Below are 15,457 nucleotides of genomic sequence, written 5' to 3' on the forward strand. Positions count from 1 at the left end.
GCGAGGAGAACGAAACCCGGCCCAGCGACAAGCGCAAGGTGATGATCCTGGGCGGCGGTCCCAACCGCATCGGGCCGGGCATCGAGTTTGACTACTGCTGCGTGCATGCCGCTTTCGCGCTGAAGGAGATGGGCTTTGAGACCATTATGGTCAACTCGAACCCCGAGACCGTCTCCACCGACTACGACACCAGCGACCGCCTCTACTTCGAGCCGCTCACGGTCGAGGACGTCCTCGAGGTGGTGGCCGCCGAGCAGGCGTCCGGCGAGGTGGTCGGCGTCGTCGTGCAGCTCGGCGGCCAGACGCCGCTGCGGCTGGCCCAGGAGCTCAAGGACTGCGGCGTCCCGATCGTCGGGACCAGCCCGGAGGCGATCCACCTGGCCGAGGACCGGGAGGCCTTCGGCAAGGTCCTCGCCGAGGGCGGCCTGCCGGCGCCGAAGCACGGCACCGCCCGCTCCTACGACGAGGCCAAGGCCATCGCCGAGGGCGTCGGCTACCCGGTGCTGGTCCGACCGTCGTACGTGCTCGGCGGCCGCGGCATGGAGATCGTCTACGACGAGCCCAGCCTGGCCTCCTACATCGACCGCGCGACGGAGGTGTCGCCCGCGCACCCGGTGCTCGTCGACCGCTTCCTCGACGACGCCGTGGAGATCGACGTCGACGCGCTCTACGACGGCACCGACCTCTACCTCGGCGGCGTCATGGAGCACATCGAGGAGGCCGGCGTGCACTCCGGCGACTCGGCGTGCGCGCTGCCGCCGATCACGCTGGGCGACCTGGAGATCCAACGGATCCGCGAGTCGACCGAGGCGATCGCCAAGGGTGTGGGGGTGCGGGGACTGATCAACATCCAGTTCGCGCTGTCCTCGGACATCCTCTACGTCATCGAGGCCAACCCGCGCGCCTCGCGGACGGTCCCGTTCGTCTCCAAGGCCACCGCGACCCAGCTCGCCAAGGCCGCGGCCCGGCTCATGCTGGGGGAGTCGATCGCCGAGCTCCGCGCCGCGGGCGCGCTGCCCGCGACGGGTGACGGCGGGCGGCTGCCCGACAACGCCCCGATCGCGGTCAAGGAGGCGGTCATGCCGTTCAACCGGTTCCGCACCTACGAGGGCCGCTACGTCGACACGCTGCTGGGACCCGAGATGCGGTCGACCGGCGAGGTCATGGGCATGGACCAGGCCTTCGGCACGGCGTTCGCCAAGTCGCAGGCCGGCGCCCAGAACGGGTTGCCGACCTCCGGCAAGGTGTTCGTCTCGGTGGCCAACCGCGACAAGCGACACATGATCTTCCCGGTCAAGCGCCTCGCCGACCTGGGCTTCGAGATCCTCGCCACGAGCGGCACCGCGGTCGTGCTGGCACGCAACGGCGTGCACGCCACCGTGATCCGCAAGCTCAACGAGGACCCGCTGCCGGGCCAGACGCGCAGCACGATCGTCGACAAGATCCACGACCAGGACGTGCAGCTCATCATCAACACGCCGCACGGCGTGACCTCCGGCGGCAGCCCGCGCATCGACGGCTACGAGATCCGTACCGCCGCCGTCGCCGAGGGCATCCCGTGCATCACGACGGTGCAGGGTCTCGCCGCGGCGGTCCAGGGCATCGAGGCGCTGATCGAGGGCAAGATCGGGGTGACCTCCCTGCAGGAGTGGGGCAAGCGCCTCACCGAGGCCCGCGCATGACCCGGCCCACGGGGGAGGGCTCGTGAGCTTCGGGTCGCGGGCGCGGGCCGCGATGCAGGCCTACGGCCCGGCGTGCGTGGGCATCGACCCGCACGCCGCGCTGCTGGAGGCCTGGGGGCTGCCCGACTCGGTCGAGGGCCTGGACCGGTTCGCCAGCACCTGCGTCGAGGCGTTCGCGGGGCAGGTCGCGTTCGTGAAGCCGCAGTCGGCGTTCTTCGAGCGGTTCGGCGCCCGGGGAGTCGTCGTCCTGGAGCGGACGATCGAGGACCTGCGCCACACCGGCTCGCTGGTCGTCCTCGACGTCAAGCGGGGCGACATCGGCTCGACGGCGCAGGCGTACGCCGATGCGTACCTCGACGACGACGCCCCGATGGCCGCCGACGCGATCACGGTCAGCCCCTACCTGGGCTTCGGCTCGCTGCAGCCGTTCTTCGACGTCGCGGAGAAGAACGACGCCGGCGTGTTCGTCCTCGCGCTGACCTCCAACCCGGAGGGACCCGAGGTGCAGCACGCCGTGTCCGGGGACCGCACCGTCGCGGGCAACGTGCTGGCCCAGCTCGCGACGCTCAACGCCGGAGCGGAGCCCATGGGTGCCTACGGCGCGGTGGTCGGCGCGACGATCGGCGACGCCGCCGAGGACCTGGCGATCAACGGCCCCCTGCTGGTGCCGGGCTTCGGCGCCCAGGGCGGCACGGTCGGCGACATCCGCCGGCTGTTCGGCGACGTCATCGACAACGTCATCCCGTCGACATCTCGTGGCGTGCTGTCGGCCGGGCCCGATGTGCAGGCCCTCCGCGATTCGGCGGCCCGGGTCAACGCCGAACTTGTAGGGTCGTAGGAGTCTTGCCCCCCTCGCCCCAGGAGACCTCTGCATGATCCGGACCGTCGCACTGCTCGTCACGACGAGCGTGGCAGCCACGGTGCTGGCGGGGTGCGGAGGGGACAGCGCCTACTGCGCCGCGGTCAAGGACCACGAGTCCGCGCTCCACAGCTACGGCAAGCGGACCAATGCGAGCTTCTCGTCCTCGACGGCGGCGACCCGCGACATCGGCAAGGTCGCGCCGGCCGACGTCAAGAAGCAGTGGGCGGAGATCACCGCGGCCACCCGCGGCGTCCTGAAGGCGCACCGCCGGGCCGGGATCACGCTGCAGGACATGACCGATCCGGCCAAGCTGGCCGGGCTCGGCGAGGCCGATCGGGCCGCGATCCAGAAGTCGTACGACCGCTTCAACACGTCGCGCGCGCCGCGCAAGGCGGTTGTCAAGAACATCTTGGCCGAGTGCGAGATCACGCTGTGACGAGTGACCGTCCGACCGCAACCCAGCAGAGAGGTGACACGCATGGCACTCCCGACACTGACACCTGAGCAGCGCAAGGCGGCGCTCGAGAAGGCGGCTGTCGCACGACAGCTGCGCGCCGAGGTCAAGACCCGGTTGAAGACCTCCCGGGCCAGCCTGACCGAGGTCATCCAGGAGTCGAAGGTCAACGACGTCGTCGCCAAGCTCAAGGTCGTCGACCTGCTGCAGGCCATGCCCGGCGTCGGCAAGGTGCGCGCGCAGGAGATCATGCAGCGCATCGGGATCGCCGACAGCCGTCGCCTGCGGGGCCTCGGGGCCAACCAGGTCAAGGCCCTCCTCGCCGAGTTCGCCGACCGCACCCACCGTGCCTGACGGGGGCGAGGGCGCCGCGCGCTCGCGACTGATCGTCCTGGCCGGCCCGACTGCGGTCGGCAAGGGCACCGTGGCGGCCTGCGTCCGCCGCCTGCACCCTGAGATCTGGATCTCGGTGTCGGTCACGACCCGTCCGGCCCGCCCGGGGGAGATCGACGGCGTCCACTACCACTTCGTCAGCGACGAGGAGTTCGACCGGCTGATCGCCGAGGACGGCCTGCTGGAGTGGGCGGTCGTCCACCGGGCCGCTCGCTACGGGACCCCCCGGGCCCAGGTCGAGGAGCACCTCGCCGCCGGGATCCCGTCCCTGCTCGAGATCGACCTGCAGGGTGCGCGCCAGGTCCGCGCCACGATGCCGGACGCCCTCATGTGCTTCCTCAAGCCCCCGAGCTGGGAGGAGCTGGAGCGCCGGCTCGTCGGCCGGGGGACCGAGGGACCCGAGGAGCGCGAGCGTCGGCTGACGACCGCGCGGACCGAGCTGGCGGCCGAGCCGGAGTTCGACGTCACGATCGTCAACACCGAGGTCGAGACCGCCTGCGAAGAATTGGTAGACTTGTTCCGTTCCGGCACCGGCCGGATGCATTCCTAGCACCACCACCCCACGAATCTTTCAGCGAGGCCCTCTGTGTCCACGACACGCTCCACCGCCATCGGCATCACCAACCCGCCTCTCGACGACCTCCTGGAGAAGGCGGACAGCAAGTACAAGCTCGTCCTCTACAGCGCCAAGCGCGCTCGCCAGATCAACGCCTACTACTCGCAGCTCGGTGAGGGCCTGCTCGAGTACGTCGGCCCGCTCCTGGAGACGGGTGTGCAGGAGAAGCCGCTGTCGATCGCGCTGCGCGAGATCAACGCCGACCTCCTGACCGTCGAGGACATCGACCCCGAGGCCGAAGCAGCAGCAGCCGAGAAGGCCTGACCACGACCGGGTCGGCTGACATGACCGAGGTTGTCCTGGGCGTCTCCGGAGGCATCGCGTCCTACAAGGCCGCCGAGCTCCTGCGCCTGTTCACGGAGTCCGGGCACAGCGTCCGGGTCGTGCCGACCGAGTCGTCGCTCCACTTCGTGGGCGCGGCGACGTGGGAGGCCCTGAGCGGCAAGCCCGTCCAGGTCGGCGTCTTCGAGCACGTCGACGAGGTCGCGCACGTCCGCATCGGGCAGGCCGCCGACCTCGTGCTGGTGGCCCCCGCGACGGCCAACATCCTGGCCAAGGCGGCGCACGGCCTGGCCGACGACCTGCTGACCAACACGCTGCTGACCGCCCGCTGTCCGGTGATGTTCGCCCCCGCGATGCACACCGAGATGTGGGAGAACGCCGCGACGCAGGCCAACGTCGCCACCCTGCGGGCCCGCGGCCACGTCGTGCTCGAGCCCGCCGTCGGGCGCCTGACCGGTGTCGACACCGGCAAGGGCCGGCTCCCGGCACCGGCGGAGATCTTCCGCGCCGCGCTCAGCGTCCTCGAGGGACGCGTCCAGGACCTGCGGGGCCGGCACGTCGTCGTCTCGGCCGGCGGGACGCGCGAGTTCCTCGACCCGGTCCGCTACCTCGGCAACCGGTCGTCCGGGCGCCAGGGATTCGCGCTCGCCGAGGCCGCCGTCGCCCGCGGCGCCACGGTCACAGTCGTCGCCGCCAACGTCTCGCTCCCCGCGCCCGCCGGGGTCACCGTCGTCCCGGTGGTCAGCACCGAGGACCTGCGCCGCGAGATGCACCTCGCGGCCGTGGACGCCGACGCCGTCGTGATGGCCGCGGCCCCCGCCGACTTCCGGCCCGCGGAGTTCGTCGACGCCAAGATCAAGAAGACCGCCGACGGCACCACGCCGGAGATCCGGCTGGTCGAGAATCCCGACATCCTCGTCGAGCTCGTCGCAGCCCGCAGCAGCAAGCACCCCGTCATCGTGGGGTTCGCCGCCGAGACAGGGGACGCGCATGCGACGGTGATCGAGCACGCCCGGGCCAAGCTGGCGCGCAAGGGTTGCGACCTGCTCGTCGTCAACGACGTCAGCGCCGGCAAGGTGTTCGGCCAGGACGACAACGAGGCGGTCCTCCTCGGTGCCGACGGCACCGTCGAGCAGGTCCCGTTCGGTCCCAAGAGTGCGCTGGCCCACACGATCTGGGACGCTGTCGTCCGCCGCTTGGACTGAGCGAAACCGCAGGGCATCTTGCTCGTTAGACTTCCGTACAGCCACCAACCCAGGAGTAAATGTGAGCCGCTTGTTCACGTCCGAGTCCGTCACTGAGGGCCACCCGGACAAGATCGCCGACCAGATCAGCGACAGCATCCTCGACGCGCTGCTGGCGGTCGACCCCAAGAGCCGTGTCGCGGCGGAGACGTTCGTGACGACCGGCCTCGTCCTGGTCGGTGGCGAGGTCACCACCGAGGCATACGTCGACATCGCCCGGATCGCCCGCGACCGGGTGCTGGCGATCGGCTACGACTCGTCGACCAAGGGCTTCGACGGTGAGTCCTGCGCCGTGCAGGTCACCCTCGACGCGCAGAGCCCCGACATCGCGCAGGGCGTCGACAAGGCCGAGGAGACCCGGCTGGGCTCGTCGGTCGATCCGCTCGACCTGCAGGGCGCCGGCGACCAGGGCCTGATGTTCGGCTTCGCGGTCGACGAGACCCCCGAGCTCATGCCACTGCCGATCACGATCGCGCACCGCCTGGCCGAGCAGCTCACGGCGGTGCGCAAGGACGGGACGCTGCCCTACCTGCGTCCGGACGGCAAGACCCAGGTCACGATCGAGTACGACGATGACGACAAGCCGGTCCGGGTCGAGGCCATCGTCGTCTCGACCCAGCACGAGGACGGGATCGACCTGGAGCACCAGCTCGCGGTCGACCTCAAGAAGCACGTCATCGACGCGGTCCTGAGCCAGTACGACATCGACTCCTCGGACTACCGCCTGCACATCAACCCGACGGGCAAGTTCGTCATCGGCGGCCCCATGGGCGATGCCGGACTGACGGGCCGCAAGATCATCGTCGACACCTACGGCGGCTACGCCCGTCACGGTGGCGGCGCGTTCTCCGGCAAGGACCCGAGCAAGGTCGACCGCTCGGGTGCCTACGCGATGCGCTGGGTCGCCAAGACGATCGTCGCCTCGGGCCTGGCCACCAAGGCCGAGGTCCAGGTGGCGTACGCCATCGGCGTCGCCAAGCCGGTCGGCTTCTACGTCGACACCTACGGCACCGAGACGGTCCCGGTCGACAAGATCCGCGACGCCGTCCTCGAGGTCTTCGACCTGCGCCCCGGTGCGATCGTCCGCGACCTCGACCTGCTCCGCCCGATCTACGCGCAGACCGCTGCCTACGGCCACTTCGGCCGCGCCGGCCTGCCGTGGGAGGACACGAGCCGCGCCGAGGCGCTCAAGGCGGCCGCGTCGAAGTAGCTGTCCGCCGCGGCTGGTAGAACAGCAGCGTGACGACTGACGAGGGACCGGAGCAGCTTGCTCTGGTCCCTTCGTCGTCCCCGCCGACGCGCACGTCGCGGAAGGGCAAGCCGGCCAAGGCGGCGCAGGAGCCGGCCGGCTCCCGCCCGGTCGCCCGCGTCGTCGTCGACAGCGGCCTGGCCCACCTCGACCGGCTCTTCGACTACCTGGTCCCGGACACGCTCGACGACGCCGCCGTCCCGGGCTGCCGGATCAAGGTCCGGTTCGCCGGCCGCCTGGTCGACGGCTTCCTGGTCGAGCGGGTCGAGGCCAGCGAGCACACCGGCAAGCTGGCGTTCCTCGCCAAGGTCGTGTCATCCGAGGTCGTCCTGACCCCCGCGGTCCTGGCCCTGGCCCATGCCGTCGGCGACCGTTACGCCGGCACGACCGGCGACGTCCTGCGGCTGGCGATCCCGCCGCGGCACGCCCGGGCCGAGCGCGCCGCGCGCCCGCCGGCACCGGCCGCCCTGCCCGACGTCGACGACGCCGACTGGCGGGCGTACGAGCACGGGGCGTCGTTCCTGGAGGCCGTCCGCTCCGGGGACGCACCCCGTGCCGTCTGGTCCGCCGTCCCGGGTCACGACCCGGCCCGTGCCGTCGCCCAGGCCGTCCTGGCGACGGTGCAGCAGGACCGTGGGGCCGTCGTGTGCGTCCCGGACGTGCGCGACGTCGAGCGGTGGGACGCGATGTTCACCGCGGTGCTGGGGGAGGGCCACCACGTCGTGCTGACCGCCGCGCAGGAGCCGGCCGAGCGGTGGCGGGCCTTCCTCGCGATCGCCCGCGGCGACGTCCGGGTCGTGCTCGGCACGCGCGGCGCGGCGTACGCCCCGGTGTCGGACCTTGGCCTGGTCGCGATCTGGGACGACGGCGACGACCTGTTCGCCGAGCCGCGCGCGCCCTATCCGCACACCCGCGAGGTCCTGCTGCTGCGGGCCGCTGCCGAGCGCACGGCCGTCATCATCGGCGGCTACGCCCGGACCGCGGAGGGCCAGTCCCTGGTCGAGAGCCGGTGGTGCCGGGAGGTCGTCGCCGACCGCTCGACCCGCCGCGACGCGTGGCCACAGCTCGAGGTGACCGACGGCGTCGTGGACGGCTCGGCGCCCGCCCGCCTGCCGCGGGAGGTGTTCGGCGCGATCCGCCGGGCCGACGGCGCCGTGCTGGTCCAGGTGCCTCGCCGCGGCTACCGGGAGTCGCTGTCGTGCCAGGCCTGCCGGCACCCCGCTCGCTGCCGGGCCTGCCAGGGGCCACTGGTCCAGACGTCCGCGGCCGCGCCGATCGCGTGCCGGTGGTGCGGGACGCCGGACCCCGACTGGCGGTGCCCCGAGTGCCACGGCACCCGCCTGCGGGCGCCCGTGGTCGGCGCGCTGCGCACCGCCGAGGAGTTCGCGCGTGCGTTCCCCGGCACGGAGGTCGTGACGTCGGGTGGCGCGACCGTCCGCGGCAGCGTCCCCCCGGGCCGGGTCATCGTCCTGGCGACACCCGGCGCCGAGCCCCACGTCGACGGCGGCTACGACGTCGTCGTGCTGATGGACACCTGGCTCATGCTGTCCCGCGACGACGTGCGCGTCGAGGAGGAGTCCCACCGGCGGTGGTTCAACGCGCTCGCGCTGGCCGGGCCCGACGCCCGGGCGGTCGCGGTGGGGGAGACGGCGGTGCTGCAGGCGCTGGTCCGCGCCGATCCGGTCGGGTTCGCGACCCGTGAGCTGGCGAGCCGGGCCGAGACCCACCTGCCTCCGGCCGCACGCCTCGCGGTCGTCGACGGACCCGACGACGTGCTGGAGTCCCTCGCCGAGCGGACCTGGACCCCCCACGCCGAGCCGCTCGGTCCCGTCCCGGTCGACCCGCGCGATCCATCGGCCGGCAACCGCCTCATCGTCCGGACCCCCCGCCGTGAGGGCACCCAGCTCGCCACGGACCTGCGGGCCCTGGCGGCCGAACGCAGCGCGGCCAAGCTCCCGCCCGTCCGCATCCAGGTCGACCCCATGCGGTTCTGAGCGGATCTGCCAAGCCGGGCCCCGCAGCGGTGCGCCAGCGTCCAAGAACGTGGCTGGAGTGGACGCCAGCGCACCGTTGAGCAGCGTGATGCAGGAAGATGCCGCGAACTCCCAGGACAGCAGCAGGGCGGTGCATGAATCGCCCGTCCCCGCAAGATGGGGCGACTGCCGCACCGCCTCGTCATAGGAGGGGCGATCAGCGCACCGCCGCACCGCGGGATGGGCGATTGCTGCACCGCTCCCCGGCGTTGCCGGAGCCTCCTGCGCGACGCCCTAGACTCGACGCCGTGAGAGTCGTCTTCGCTGGTACCCCCGAGACCGCCCTGCCGACCCTCGAGGCACTCGTCGCGAGCCGTCACGACGTCGTCGCGGTGATCACCCGGCCCGACGCCCCGGCGGGACGCGGCCGCACGCTGACCGCGTCGCCGGTCGCGCAGGCCGCCGAGCGGCACGGCATCGAGGTGCTCAAGCCGGCCAAGCCGTCCGACCCCGACTTCATGGCCCGGCTGCGCGAGCTCGAGCCCGACTGCATCCCGATCGTCGCGTACGGCGCGCTGATCCGCCGCGAGGCCCTCGACATCCCGCAGTACGGCTGGATCAACCTGCACTTCTCGGTCCTGCCGTCGTGGCGTGGAGCCGCACCGGTGCAGCGCTCGATCATGGCCGGCGACGAGGTCACGGGCGCCACGGTGTTCAGCCTCGTGGAGGAGCTCGACGCCGGACCCGTCCTCGGCACGATCACCGAGCTGATCCGTCCCGAGGACACGACCGCCGAGCTCCTCGAGCGGCTCGCCGACTGGGGCAGCAAACTGCTGGTCGACGTCGTGGACCACATCGAGGACGGCGACATCGCCGCGGTCCCGCAGCCCGAGGACAACATCTCGTACGCCCACAAGCTCACGACCGAGGACGCCCGGATCGACTGGAACCAGCCGGCCTTCGCGATCGACCGCCACATCCGTGGCTGCACGCCGGCACCCGGCGCGTGGACGACCCTGGGCGGTGAGCGGGTCAAGATCGGCCCCGCGACGATCGCCGAGGAGCGTACGCTCGCGGCCGGCGCGATCGGCGTCGGCAAGCGCGAGGTGCGTGTCGGCACCGCGACGACCGACCTGGTGCTGGGCGAGGTCCAGGCCGTCGGCAAGAAGCGCATGGCCGCGGCCGACTGGGCCCGCGGCACGACCTTCGACACAGAGCCGAGCTTTTCATGACCGATCCCGTCCGTTCCGTCGCGTTCCACGCGCTGCGCGCCGTCGCCGACCGCGACGCCTACGTCAACCTCGTCCTCCCGGCGATGCTGGACGAGCACCACATCGAGGGACGCGACGCGGCGTTCGCGACCGAGCTCGTCCACGGCACGATCCGCCGGCAGGGGACCTACGACGCGATCATCGACCGGGTCGCCAGCAAGGGGATCGGGTCGATCGACGGGCCGGTGCTCGACGCCCTGCGGCTCGGCACCCACCAGCTGCTCAGCATGCGGGTGCCGGCGCACGCGGCCGTCTCGACGACGGTCGACGTGGTGCGCCGCGAGATCGGGCACAAGCCCGTCCACTTCGCCAACGCGCTTCTGCGCAAGATCGGCCAGAAGGACCTCGACGGCTGGCTCACGATCATCACCGAGGGGCTGGAGGGTGACGCGCTGCGAGCCGTCCGCACCTCCCACCCGGAGTGGATCGTCACCGCGCTCCGGGAGGCCCTCGGCGGCCATGCCGCCCAGATCGACAAGCTCCTCGCCGCCGACAACGCCCCACCCCGCGTGACCCTGGTCGCGCGGCCGGGCCTGAGCGATCCCGCCCACCTCCCCGGCACCCCCGGCAAGCTCTCGCCCTACGCCCGCATCCTCGACGAGGGCGGCGACCCGGGCGCGATCCCCGAGGTCCGCGACGGCCGCGCCGGCGTCCAGGACGAGGGATCCCAGCTCGTCGCGATCGCCCTGGCCGACGCCGCCGTCGAGGGGTCCGACGCGCGCTGGCTCGACCTGTGCGCCGGGCCCGGCGGCAAGGCTGCGCTGCTGGGTGCGCTCGCCGCCGGCCGCGGCGCCTCGCTCGTGGCCAACGAGCTGCAGGAGCACCGGGCCGAGCTCGTACGCCATGGGGTCCGGCGGCTCGGCAATGTCGAGGTCACGGTCTTCGACGGACGCCACGGCGACTGGGCGGACGCCTCGTTCGACCGGGTGCTGGTCGACGCACCCTGCACCGGGCTGGGAGCGTTGCGCCGCCGCCCGGAGTCACGCTGGCGCCGGTCCCCGGACGACCTGGTGGGGCTCGTGCCGCTGCAGGAGGCGTTGCTGACCCGTGCGCTGGAGCTGGTCCGGCCCGGGGGAGTCGTGGCCTACGCGACGTGCTCGCCGCACGTGCGGGAGACCACGGGTGTCCTCGACACGGTCCTGGCCGGGCGCGACGACGTCGTGGTGGAGTCCACCGACCAGTGGTGGCCCCACATCGACGGCACCGATGCGATGTTCTGCGCGATCCTGCGCCGGACGGCAGTCGCGTGACAGCAGCGGCGTCAGAGCTGACCGAACCGGTCAAGCCCCTGCGCGCCGATGCCCAGCGCAACTACGACAAGCTCGTGGAGACGGCCCGCGAGGTGTTCGCCGAGCGGGGGACGGAGGGGTCCCTCGACCAGATCGCGAAGCGTGCCGGCGTCGGACCGGGCACGCTCTACCGGCACTTCCCGACCCGCGAGGACCTCATCGGCGCGCTGATGCGCGACTGGTCCGCCCGGGTCGTCGCCGACAGCGAGGCCGTGATCGGCGCCGGCCTGCCGGCGCGCGAGACGCTCCAACGGTGGTTCCTGGCGCTGGTCGAGCACCTGACGCTGCACCGGGGCGCCGCGGTCACGCTGACCGCCGCGATGGACGACCCCGGGTCGCCGATCCACGGCAAGTGCCAGGCGCTCGCCGCGGCCAACCGCCACGTCCTCGACCACCTCGCCGAGGACGGCGCCCTGCGCAAGGGGGTCGAGGCGCGCCAGGTCATGCGCCTGGTCAGCGGCGTCGCGACCATCGCCGACGCCGCCGGCATCCCGCCGGACGAGGTCGAGTCGCTGCTCGGCATCGTGATCGACGGCATCGTGGCGGACCCCGCCGGCGGCTGACCGCCGACCACTACGCTGACCGCATGGGCATACAGATCACCCCGAGCATGCTGTCGGCGGACTTCGCCAACCTCGAGGCCGAGGCCGCCCGCATCAGCGGCGCCGACTGGCTGCACATGGACGTCATGGACAACCACTTCGTCCCCAACCTGACGCTCGGCGCCCCCGTCATCGAGGCGCTGGCGAAGGTCGCGAAGCAGCCGATCGACGCCCACCTGATGATCCAGGACCCCGATCGGTGGGCGCCGTCGTTCGTCGAGGCGGGCGCCGGCAGCATCACGTTCCACGTCGAGGCGGCCGCCGCGCCCGTGCGGCTGGCCCGCGAGATCAGGGCCAAGGGGGCACGGGCCTCGATGGCGCTGAAGCCCGCCACGCCGATCGAGCCCTACGAGGACATGCTCCCCGAGCTCGACATGGTGCTGATCATGACGGTCGAGCCCGGCTTCGGCGGCCAGAAGTTCCTCGACCTGTGCCTGCCCAAGATCGCCCGGGCGCGCAAGCTCATCGACCAGCACGGCGGAGACATCTGGCTCCAGGTCGACGGGGGAGTCTCGCTCGAGACGATCGAGCGGTGCGCCGAGGCGGGCGCCGACGTGTTCGTGGCCGGCTCCGCGGTCTTCGGCGCGGACGACCCCGAGGACATGGTGGCCCAGCTCCGGTCACATGCCGGACGTCACAGCCACTGACCTCGGCCCCGGGCTAGACTTGGCGCACGAGCAGTTGCTCGCGTGTTCCGGGGTCGGTGCAAGTCCGAACCGGCGGTGACAGTCCGCGACCCGCGGTCTCGAGGTCTGAGGCCCGGTTGAACCGGTGGAATTCCGGTGCCGACGGTGAAAGTCCGGATGGAAGGAACACTGTGCCTCGACACGTCGAGGCCGTGGGGGCAACGCTCACCACGGACCTCCAGTCGGAGCACGTCAATCCCCGGGTCATGTGAGCGCCCCAGCACCCGGAGGAGAACGATGGCAACCGAGCCCGAGATCGGCGCGATGCGTCGAGCTCTCGACGCGGCCCGCACCGTCCCGCGCGCCCTGCCCAACCCGCGGGTCGGCTGCGTCCTGCTGGCCCCCGACGGCACTGAGATCGCGGTCGGCACCCACCGTGGCGCGGGCACCCCGCACGCCGAGGTCGACGCGCTGACGCAGGCCGGCGACGCCGCCCGCGGCGCCACCGCGGTCGTGACCCTCGAGCCGTGCAACCACACCGGCCGCACCGGCCCCTGCGCCCAGGCCCTGATCGACGCCGGCGTCGCACGCGTCGTGTTCGCGCAGATCGATCCCGACCGGACGGCGTCGGGCGGCGCGCGCACCCTGCGTGCCGCCGGCATCGACGTCGAGTCCGGTGTCATGGCCGAGGAGGCCACCGACCTCAACGTCGAGTGGACCTTCGCCGTGACCGCGGGCCGGCCGTTCGTGACGTGGAAGTACGCCGCGACGCTCGACGGCCTGAGCGCTGCTCCGGACGGGACCAGCAAGTGGATCACGAGCGACGAGGCCCGCCGCGACGTGCAGACGTTCCGGGCCGGCGCCGACGCGATCGTGGCCGGCACCGGCGCGGTCCTCGCCGACGACCCCCGGCTCACGGTCCGCGACGACAAGGACATGCCGTTGCCGTTCGACCAGCAGCCGCTGCGGGTCGTCGTGGGGGAGACCAAGATCCCCAACTACTACCGCGTCTTCGACCGGGTCGCCCCGACGTTGATGATCCAGTCGCGCGATCCCGCGACGGTGCTGCAGAAGCTCGTCGAGAACGACATCCGGCACATCTGGCTCGAGGGCGGACCACGGCTCGCCGGGGCGTTCTGGAACGCCGGGGTCATCGACCGGATCATCGGCTACATGGCGCCGGCGATGCTCGGCTCGGGCCGCGCGGCGCTCGAGGGCGAGGCGACGACCCTGGCCGACCTGCGACCGATCGACATCCAGGACCTGCGGATGATCGGGCCGGACATCCGCATCATCGGCACCCCCGGACGTATGCAGCGAGAGGACTTCGACTGATGTTCACCGGACTCGTGGAGGAGAAGGGCACCATCACGGCGGTGCAGGATCTCGGCGACGCGGTACGCCTGACGATCCGCGGCCCGGTCGTCACCTCGGACGCGCACCACGGCGACTCGATCGCGGTCAACGGCTGCTGCCTGACCGTCATGGAGCAGGGGGACAGCACCTTCGCCGCCGACGTCATGAAGGAGTCGCTCGACAAGACCTCGCTGGGCGACCTCGGGATCGGCGACGAGGTCAACCTCGAGCGGGCGACGCAGGCCGGCGCCCGCCTGGGCGGCCACATCGTGCAGGGCCACGTCGACGGCACCGGCCGGATCCTCGACCGGACGCCCAGCGAGCACTGGGAGGTCGTCCGTATCGCGGTCCCGGCCGGCCTCGCGAAGTACCTCGTCGACAAGGGATCCGTCACGGTCGACGGCACCTCGCTGACCGTCGTCGAGGTCGTCGACGCCGATCCGTCGCGGGAGGGGCCGTGGTTCTCGGTCTCCCTGATCCCGACGACGCTCGCCGACACGACCCTCGGCAGCAAGGCCCCGGGTGACCGGGTCAACCTCGAGGTGGACATCCTCGCCAAGTACGTCGAGCGCCTGCTGGGCGCTCGTGCAGAAGGAGACCAGGCATGACCGAGCACGAAGCAGTGCGGCTCGACAGCATCGAGCGCGCCATCGCGGACTTCCGCGAGGGCAAGGCGATCGTCGTCGTCGACGACGAGGACCGGGAGAACGAGGGCGACATCATCTTCGCCGCGAGCAAGGCGACGCCCGAGCTCATGGCCTTCCTCGTCCGCTACTCCAGCGGTCTGATCTGCGCCCCGATCACGGGCGAGATCCTCGACCGGCTGGCGATCCCGCTGATGACGCCGCACAACCGCGAGAAGATGCGCACGGCGTACACCGTGTCGATCGACGCCCGTGACGGCATCACGACCGGCATCTCCGCGACCGACCGGGCCCGCACGTGCCGGGTGCTGGCCGACTCGGCCACCGAGCCGTTCGAGCTCAACCAGCCGGGCCACATCATCCCGCTGCGCGCCAAGCAGGGTGGGGTCCTCGAGCGGGCCGGCCACACCGAGGCCGCCGTCGACTTCGCCCGCCTCGCCGGGCTGACCCCGGCCGGCGTGATCGGCGAGGTCCTGAACGACGACGGCACGCTGATGCGCGCCCCCGAGCTGCGTGAGTTCGCCGACGAGCACGGCATCGCCCTGGTCTCGATCGAGGACCTGCAGGTCCACCGCCGCCTGCACGAGTCGCAGGTCGAGCGGCTCGCGACGACCCGGCTGCCCACCGAGTTCGGCGAGTTCGTCGCGCACGGCTATCGCGACAGGATCGAGGGCTCGGAGCACGTGGCCCTGGTCTACGGCGACCCTGGCACCGAGGACGTCCTGACCCGCATCCACTCCGAGTGTCTGACGGGCGACGTCTTCGGCTCGCGCCGCTGCGACTGTGGTCCGCAGCTCGAGCTGTCGCTGACCGAGATCACCGCGGCTGGCGCCGGCATCGTGGTCTACCAGCGCGGTCAAGAGGGTCGCGTCATCGGCCTGCTGCACTAGCTGCAGGCGTACCAGCTCCAGGAC

At 71.9% G+C, this 15,457-nt stretch carries 16 protein-coding genes and 1 riboswitch; all 16 genes read left to right on the top strand.

What is annotated here, in order from left to right:
• The coding region (gene carB, locus JWQ91_RS14315; protein ID WP_297785496.1) for a carbamoyl-phosphate synthase large subunit at positions 1-1,682 on the top strand (1,682 nt) is incomplete at its 5' end.
• A gap of 22 nt (positions 1,683-1,704) precedes the next feature.
• Entirely contained in the window at positions 1,705-2,520 is an 816-nt protein-coding gene (pyrF, locus tag JWQ91_RS14320; RefSeq protein WP_297785498.1) for an orotidine-5'-phosphate decarboxylase, read from the top strand.
• Between the two features lie 34 nt (positions 2,521-2,554).
• Positions 2,555-2,980, top strand: a complete 426-nt coding sequence (locus JWQ91_RS14325; RefSeq protein WP_297785501.1) for a hypothetical protein — start codon at positions 2,555-2,557, stop codon at positions 2,978-2,980.
• A 42-nt stretch (positions 2,981-3,022) separates the two neighbouring features.
• Positions 3,023-3,352, top strand: coding sequence for an integration host factor, actinobacterial type (gene mihF / locus JWQ91_RS14330; protein ID WP_297785504.1), 330 nt, complete (start codon positions 3,023-3,025; stop codon positions 3,350-3,352).
• On the top strand, positions 3,345-3,941 hold the full coding sequence (gmk, locus tag JWQ91_RS14335) for a guanylate kinase (protein ID WP_297785507.1): 597 nt from the start codon (positions 3,345-3,347) through the stop codon (positions 3,939-3,941). The genes mihF and gmk overlap by 8 nt, the downstream gene beginning before the upstream one ends.
• Positions 3,942-3,977: 36 nt before the next feature.
• The gene (gene rpoZ / locus JWQ91_RS14340; RefSeq protein ID WP_173491709.1) at positions 3,978-4,271 is read left to right on the top strand and encodes a DNA-directed RNA polymerase subunit omega; all 294 of its coding nucleotides are present in this window, start codon (positions 3,978-3,980) and stop codon (positions 4,269-4,271) included.
• A gap of 20 nt (positions 4,272-4,291) precedes the next feature.
• Positions 4,292-5,494 (top strand): bifunctional phosphopantothenoylcysteine decarboxylase/phosphopantothenate--cysteine ligase CoaBC, encoded by a 1,203-nt coding sequence (gene coaBC, locus JWQ91_RS14345; RefSeq protein ID WP_297785515.1) that lies wholly within the window; start codon positions 4,292-4,294, stop codon positions 5,492-5,494.
• A gap of 61 nt (positions 5,495-5,555) precedes the next feature.
• The gene (metK, locus tag JWQ91_RS14350; RefSeq protein ID WP_297785517.1) at positions 5,556-6,743 is read left to right on the top strand and encodes a methionine adenosyltransferase; all 1,188 of its coding nucleotides are present in this window, start codon (positions 5,556-5,558) and stop codon (positions 6,741-6,743) included.
• A 29-nt stretch (positions 6,744-6,772) separates the two neighbouring features.
• Positions 6,773-8,776: a primosomal protein N' gene (locus JWQ91_RS14355; RefSeq protein ID WP_297785520.1), complete on the top strand. Its 2,004-nt coding sequence runs from the start codon at positions 6,773-6,775 to the stop codon at positions 8,774-8,776.
• Positions 8,777-9,063: 287 nt separating this feature from the next.
• Positions 9,064-9,987, top strand: coding sequence for a methionyl-tRNA formyltransferase (gene fmt / locus JWQ91_RS14360; protein WP_297785523.1), 924 nt, complete (start codon positions 9,064-9,066; stop codon positions 9,985-9,987).
• The gene (locus JWQ91_RS14365; protein WP_297785526.1) at positions 9,984-11,276 is read left to right on the top strand and encodes a transcription antitermination factor NusB; all 1,293 of its coding nucleotides are present in this window, start codon (positions 9,984-9,986) and stop codon (positions 11,274-11,276) included. The genes fmt and JWQ91_RS14365 overlap by 4 nt, the downstream gene beginning before the upstream one ends.
• On the top strand, positions 11,273-11,878 hold the full coding sequence (locus JWQ91_RS14370) for a TetR/AcrR family transcriptional regulator (protein WP_297785528.1): 606 nt from the start codon (positions 11,273-11,275) through the stop codon (positions 11,876-11,878). The genes JWQ91_RS14365 and JWQ91_RS14370 overlap by 4 nt, the downstream gene beginning before the upstream one ends.
• A 23-nt stretch (positions 11,879-11,901) precedes the next feature.
• Positions 11,902-12,564 (top strand): ribulose-phosphate 3-epimerase, encoded by a 663-nt coding sequence (gene rpe, locus JWQ91_RS14375; RefSeq protein WP_297785531.1) that lies wholly within the window; start codon positions 11,902-11,904, stop codon positions 12,562-12,564.
• A 39-nt stretch (positions 12,565-12,603) separates the two neighbouring features.
• Positions 12,604-12,736: riboswitch (FMN riboswitch) on the top strand.
• A 104-nt stretch (positions 12,737-12,840) separates the two neighbouring features.
• Complete coding sequence (gene ribD, locus JWQ91_RS14380) at positions 12,841-13,878, top strand: bifunctional diaminohydroxyphosphoribosylaminopyrimidine deaminase/5-amino-6-(5-phosphoribosylamino)uracil reductase RibD (protein ID WP_297785534.1); 1,038 nt, start codon at positions 12,841-12,843, stop codon at positions 13,876-13,878.
• Positions 13,878-14,507 carry a riboflavin synthase gene (locus tag JWQ91_RS14385; protein WP_297785537.1) on the top strand — a complete coding sequence of 210 codons (630 nt, stop codon included), beginning with the start codon at positions 13,878-13,880 and terminating at the stop codon, positions 14,505-14,507. The genes ribD and JWQ91_RS14385 overlap by 1 nt, the downstream gene beginning before the upstream one ends.
• Positions 14,504-15,433 carry a 3,4-dihydroxy-2-butanone-4-phosphate synthase gene (ribB, locus tag JWQ91_RS14390; protein ID WP_366521389.1) on the top strand — a complete coding sequence of 310 codons (930 nt, stop codon included), beginning with the start codon at positions 14,504-14,506 and terminating at the stop codon, positions 15,431-15,433. The genes JWQ91_RS14385 and ribB overlap by 4 nt, the downstream gene beginning before the upstream one ends.
• The last annotated feature ends 24 nt before the right edge of the window (positions 15,434-15,457 follow it).

Origin of the sequence: Aeromicrobium sp. (genome assembly GCF_025965075.1) — a bacterium.
Lineage (GTDB): Bacteria > Actinomycetota > Actinomycetes > Propionibacteriales > Nocardioidaceae > Aeromicrobium.

Bases quoted from the DNA above. Each gene is read 5' to 3' on its own strand.
- ribB (WP_366521389.1), top strand. From the start codon at position 14,504: ATGACCGAGCACGAAGCAGTGCGGCTCGACAGCATCGAGCGCGCCATC.
- JWQ91_RS14325 (WP_297785501.1), top strand. From the start codon at position 2,555: ATGATCCGGACCGTCGCACTGCTCGTCACGACGAGCGTGGCAGCCACG.
- rpe (WP_297785531.1), top strand. From the start codon at position 11,902: ATGGGCATACAGATCACCCCGAGCATGCTGTCGGCGGACTTCGCCAAC.
- mihF (WP_297785504.1), top strand. From the start codon at position 3,023: ATGGCACTCCCGACACTGACACCTGAGCAGCGCAAGGCGGCGCTCGAG.
- JWQ91_RS14385 (WP_297785537.1), top strand. From the start codon at position 13,878: ATGTTCACCGGACTCGTGGAGGAGAAGGGCACCATCACGGCGGTGCAG.
- JWQ91_RS14365 (WP_297785526.1), top strand. From the start codon at position 9,984: ATGACCGATCCCGTCCGTTCCGTCGCGTTCCACGCGCTGCGCGCCGTC.
- ribD (WP_297785534.1), top strand. From the start codon at position 12,841: ATGGCAACCGAGCCCGAGATCGGCGCGATGCGTCGAGCTCTCGACGCG.
- coaBC (WP_297785515.1), top strand. From the start codon at position 4,292: ATGACCGAGGTTGTCCTGGGCGTCTCCGGAGGCATCGCGTCCTACAAG.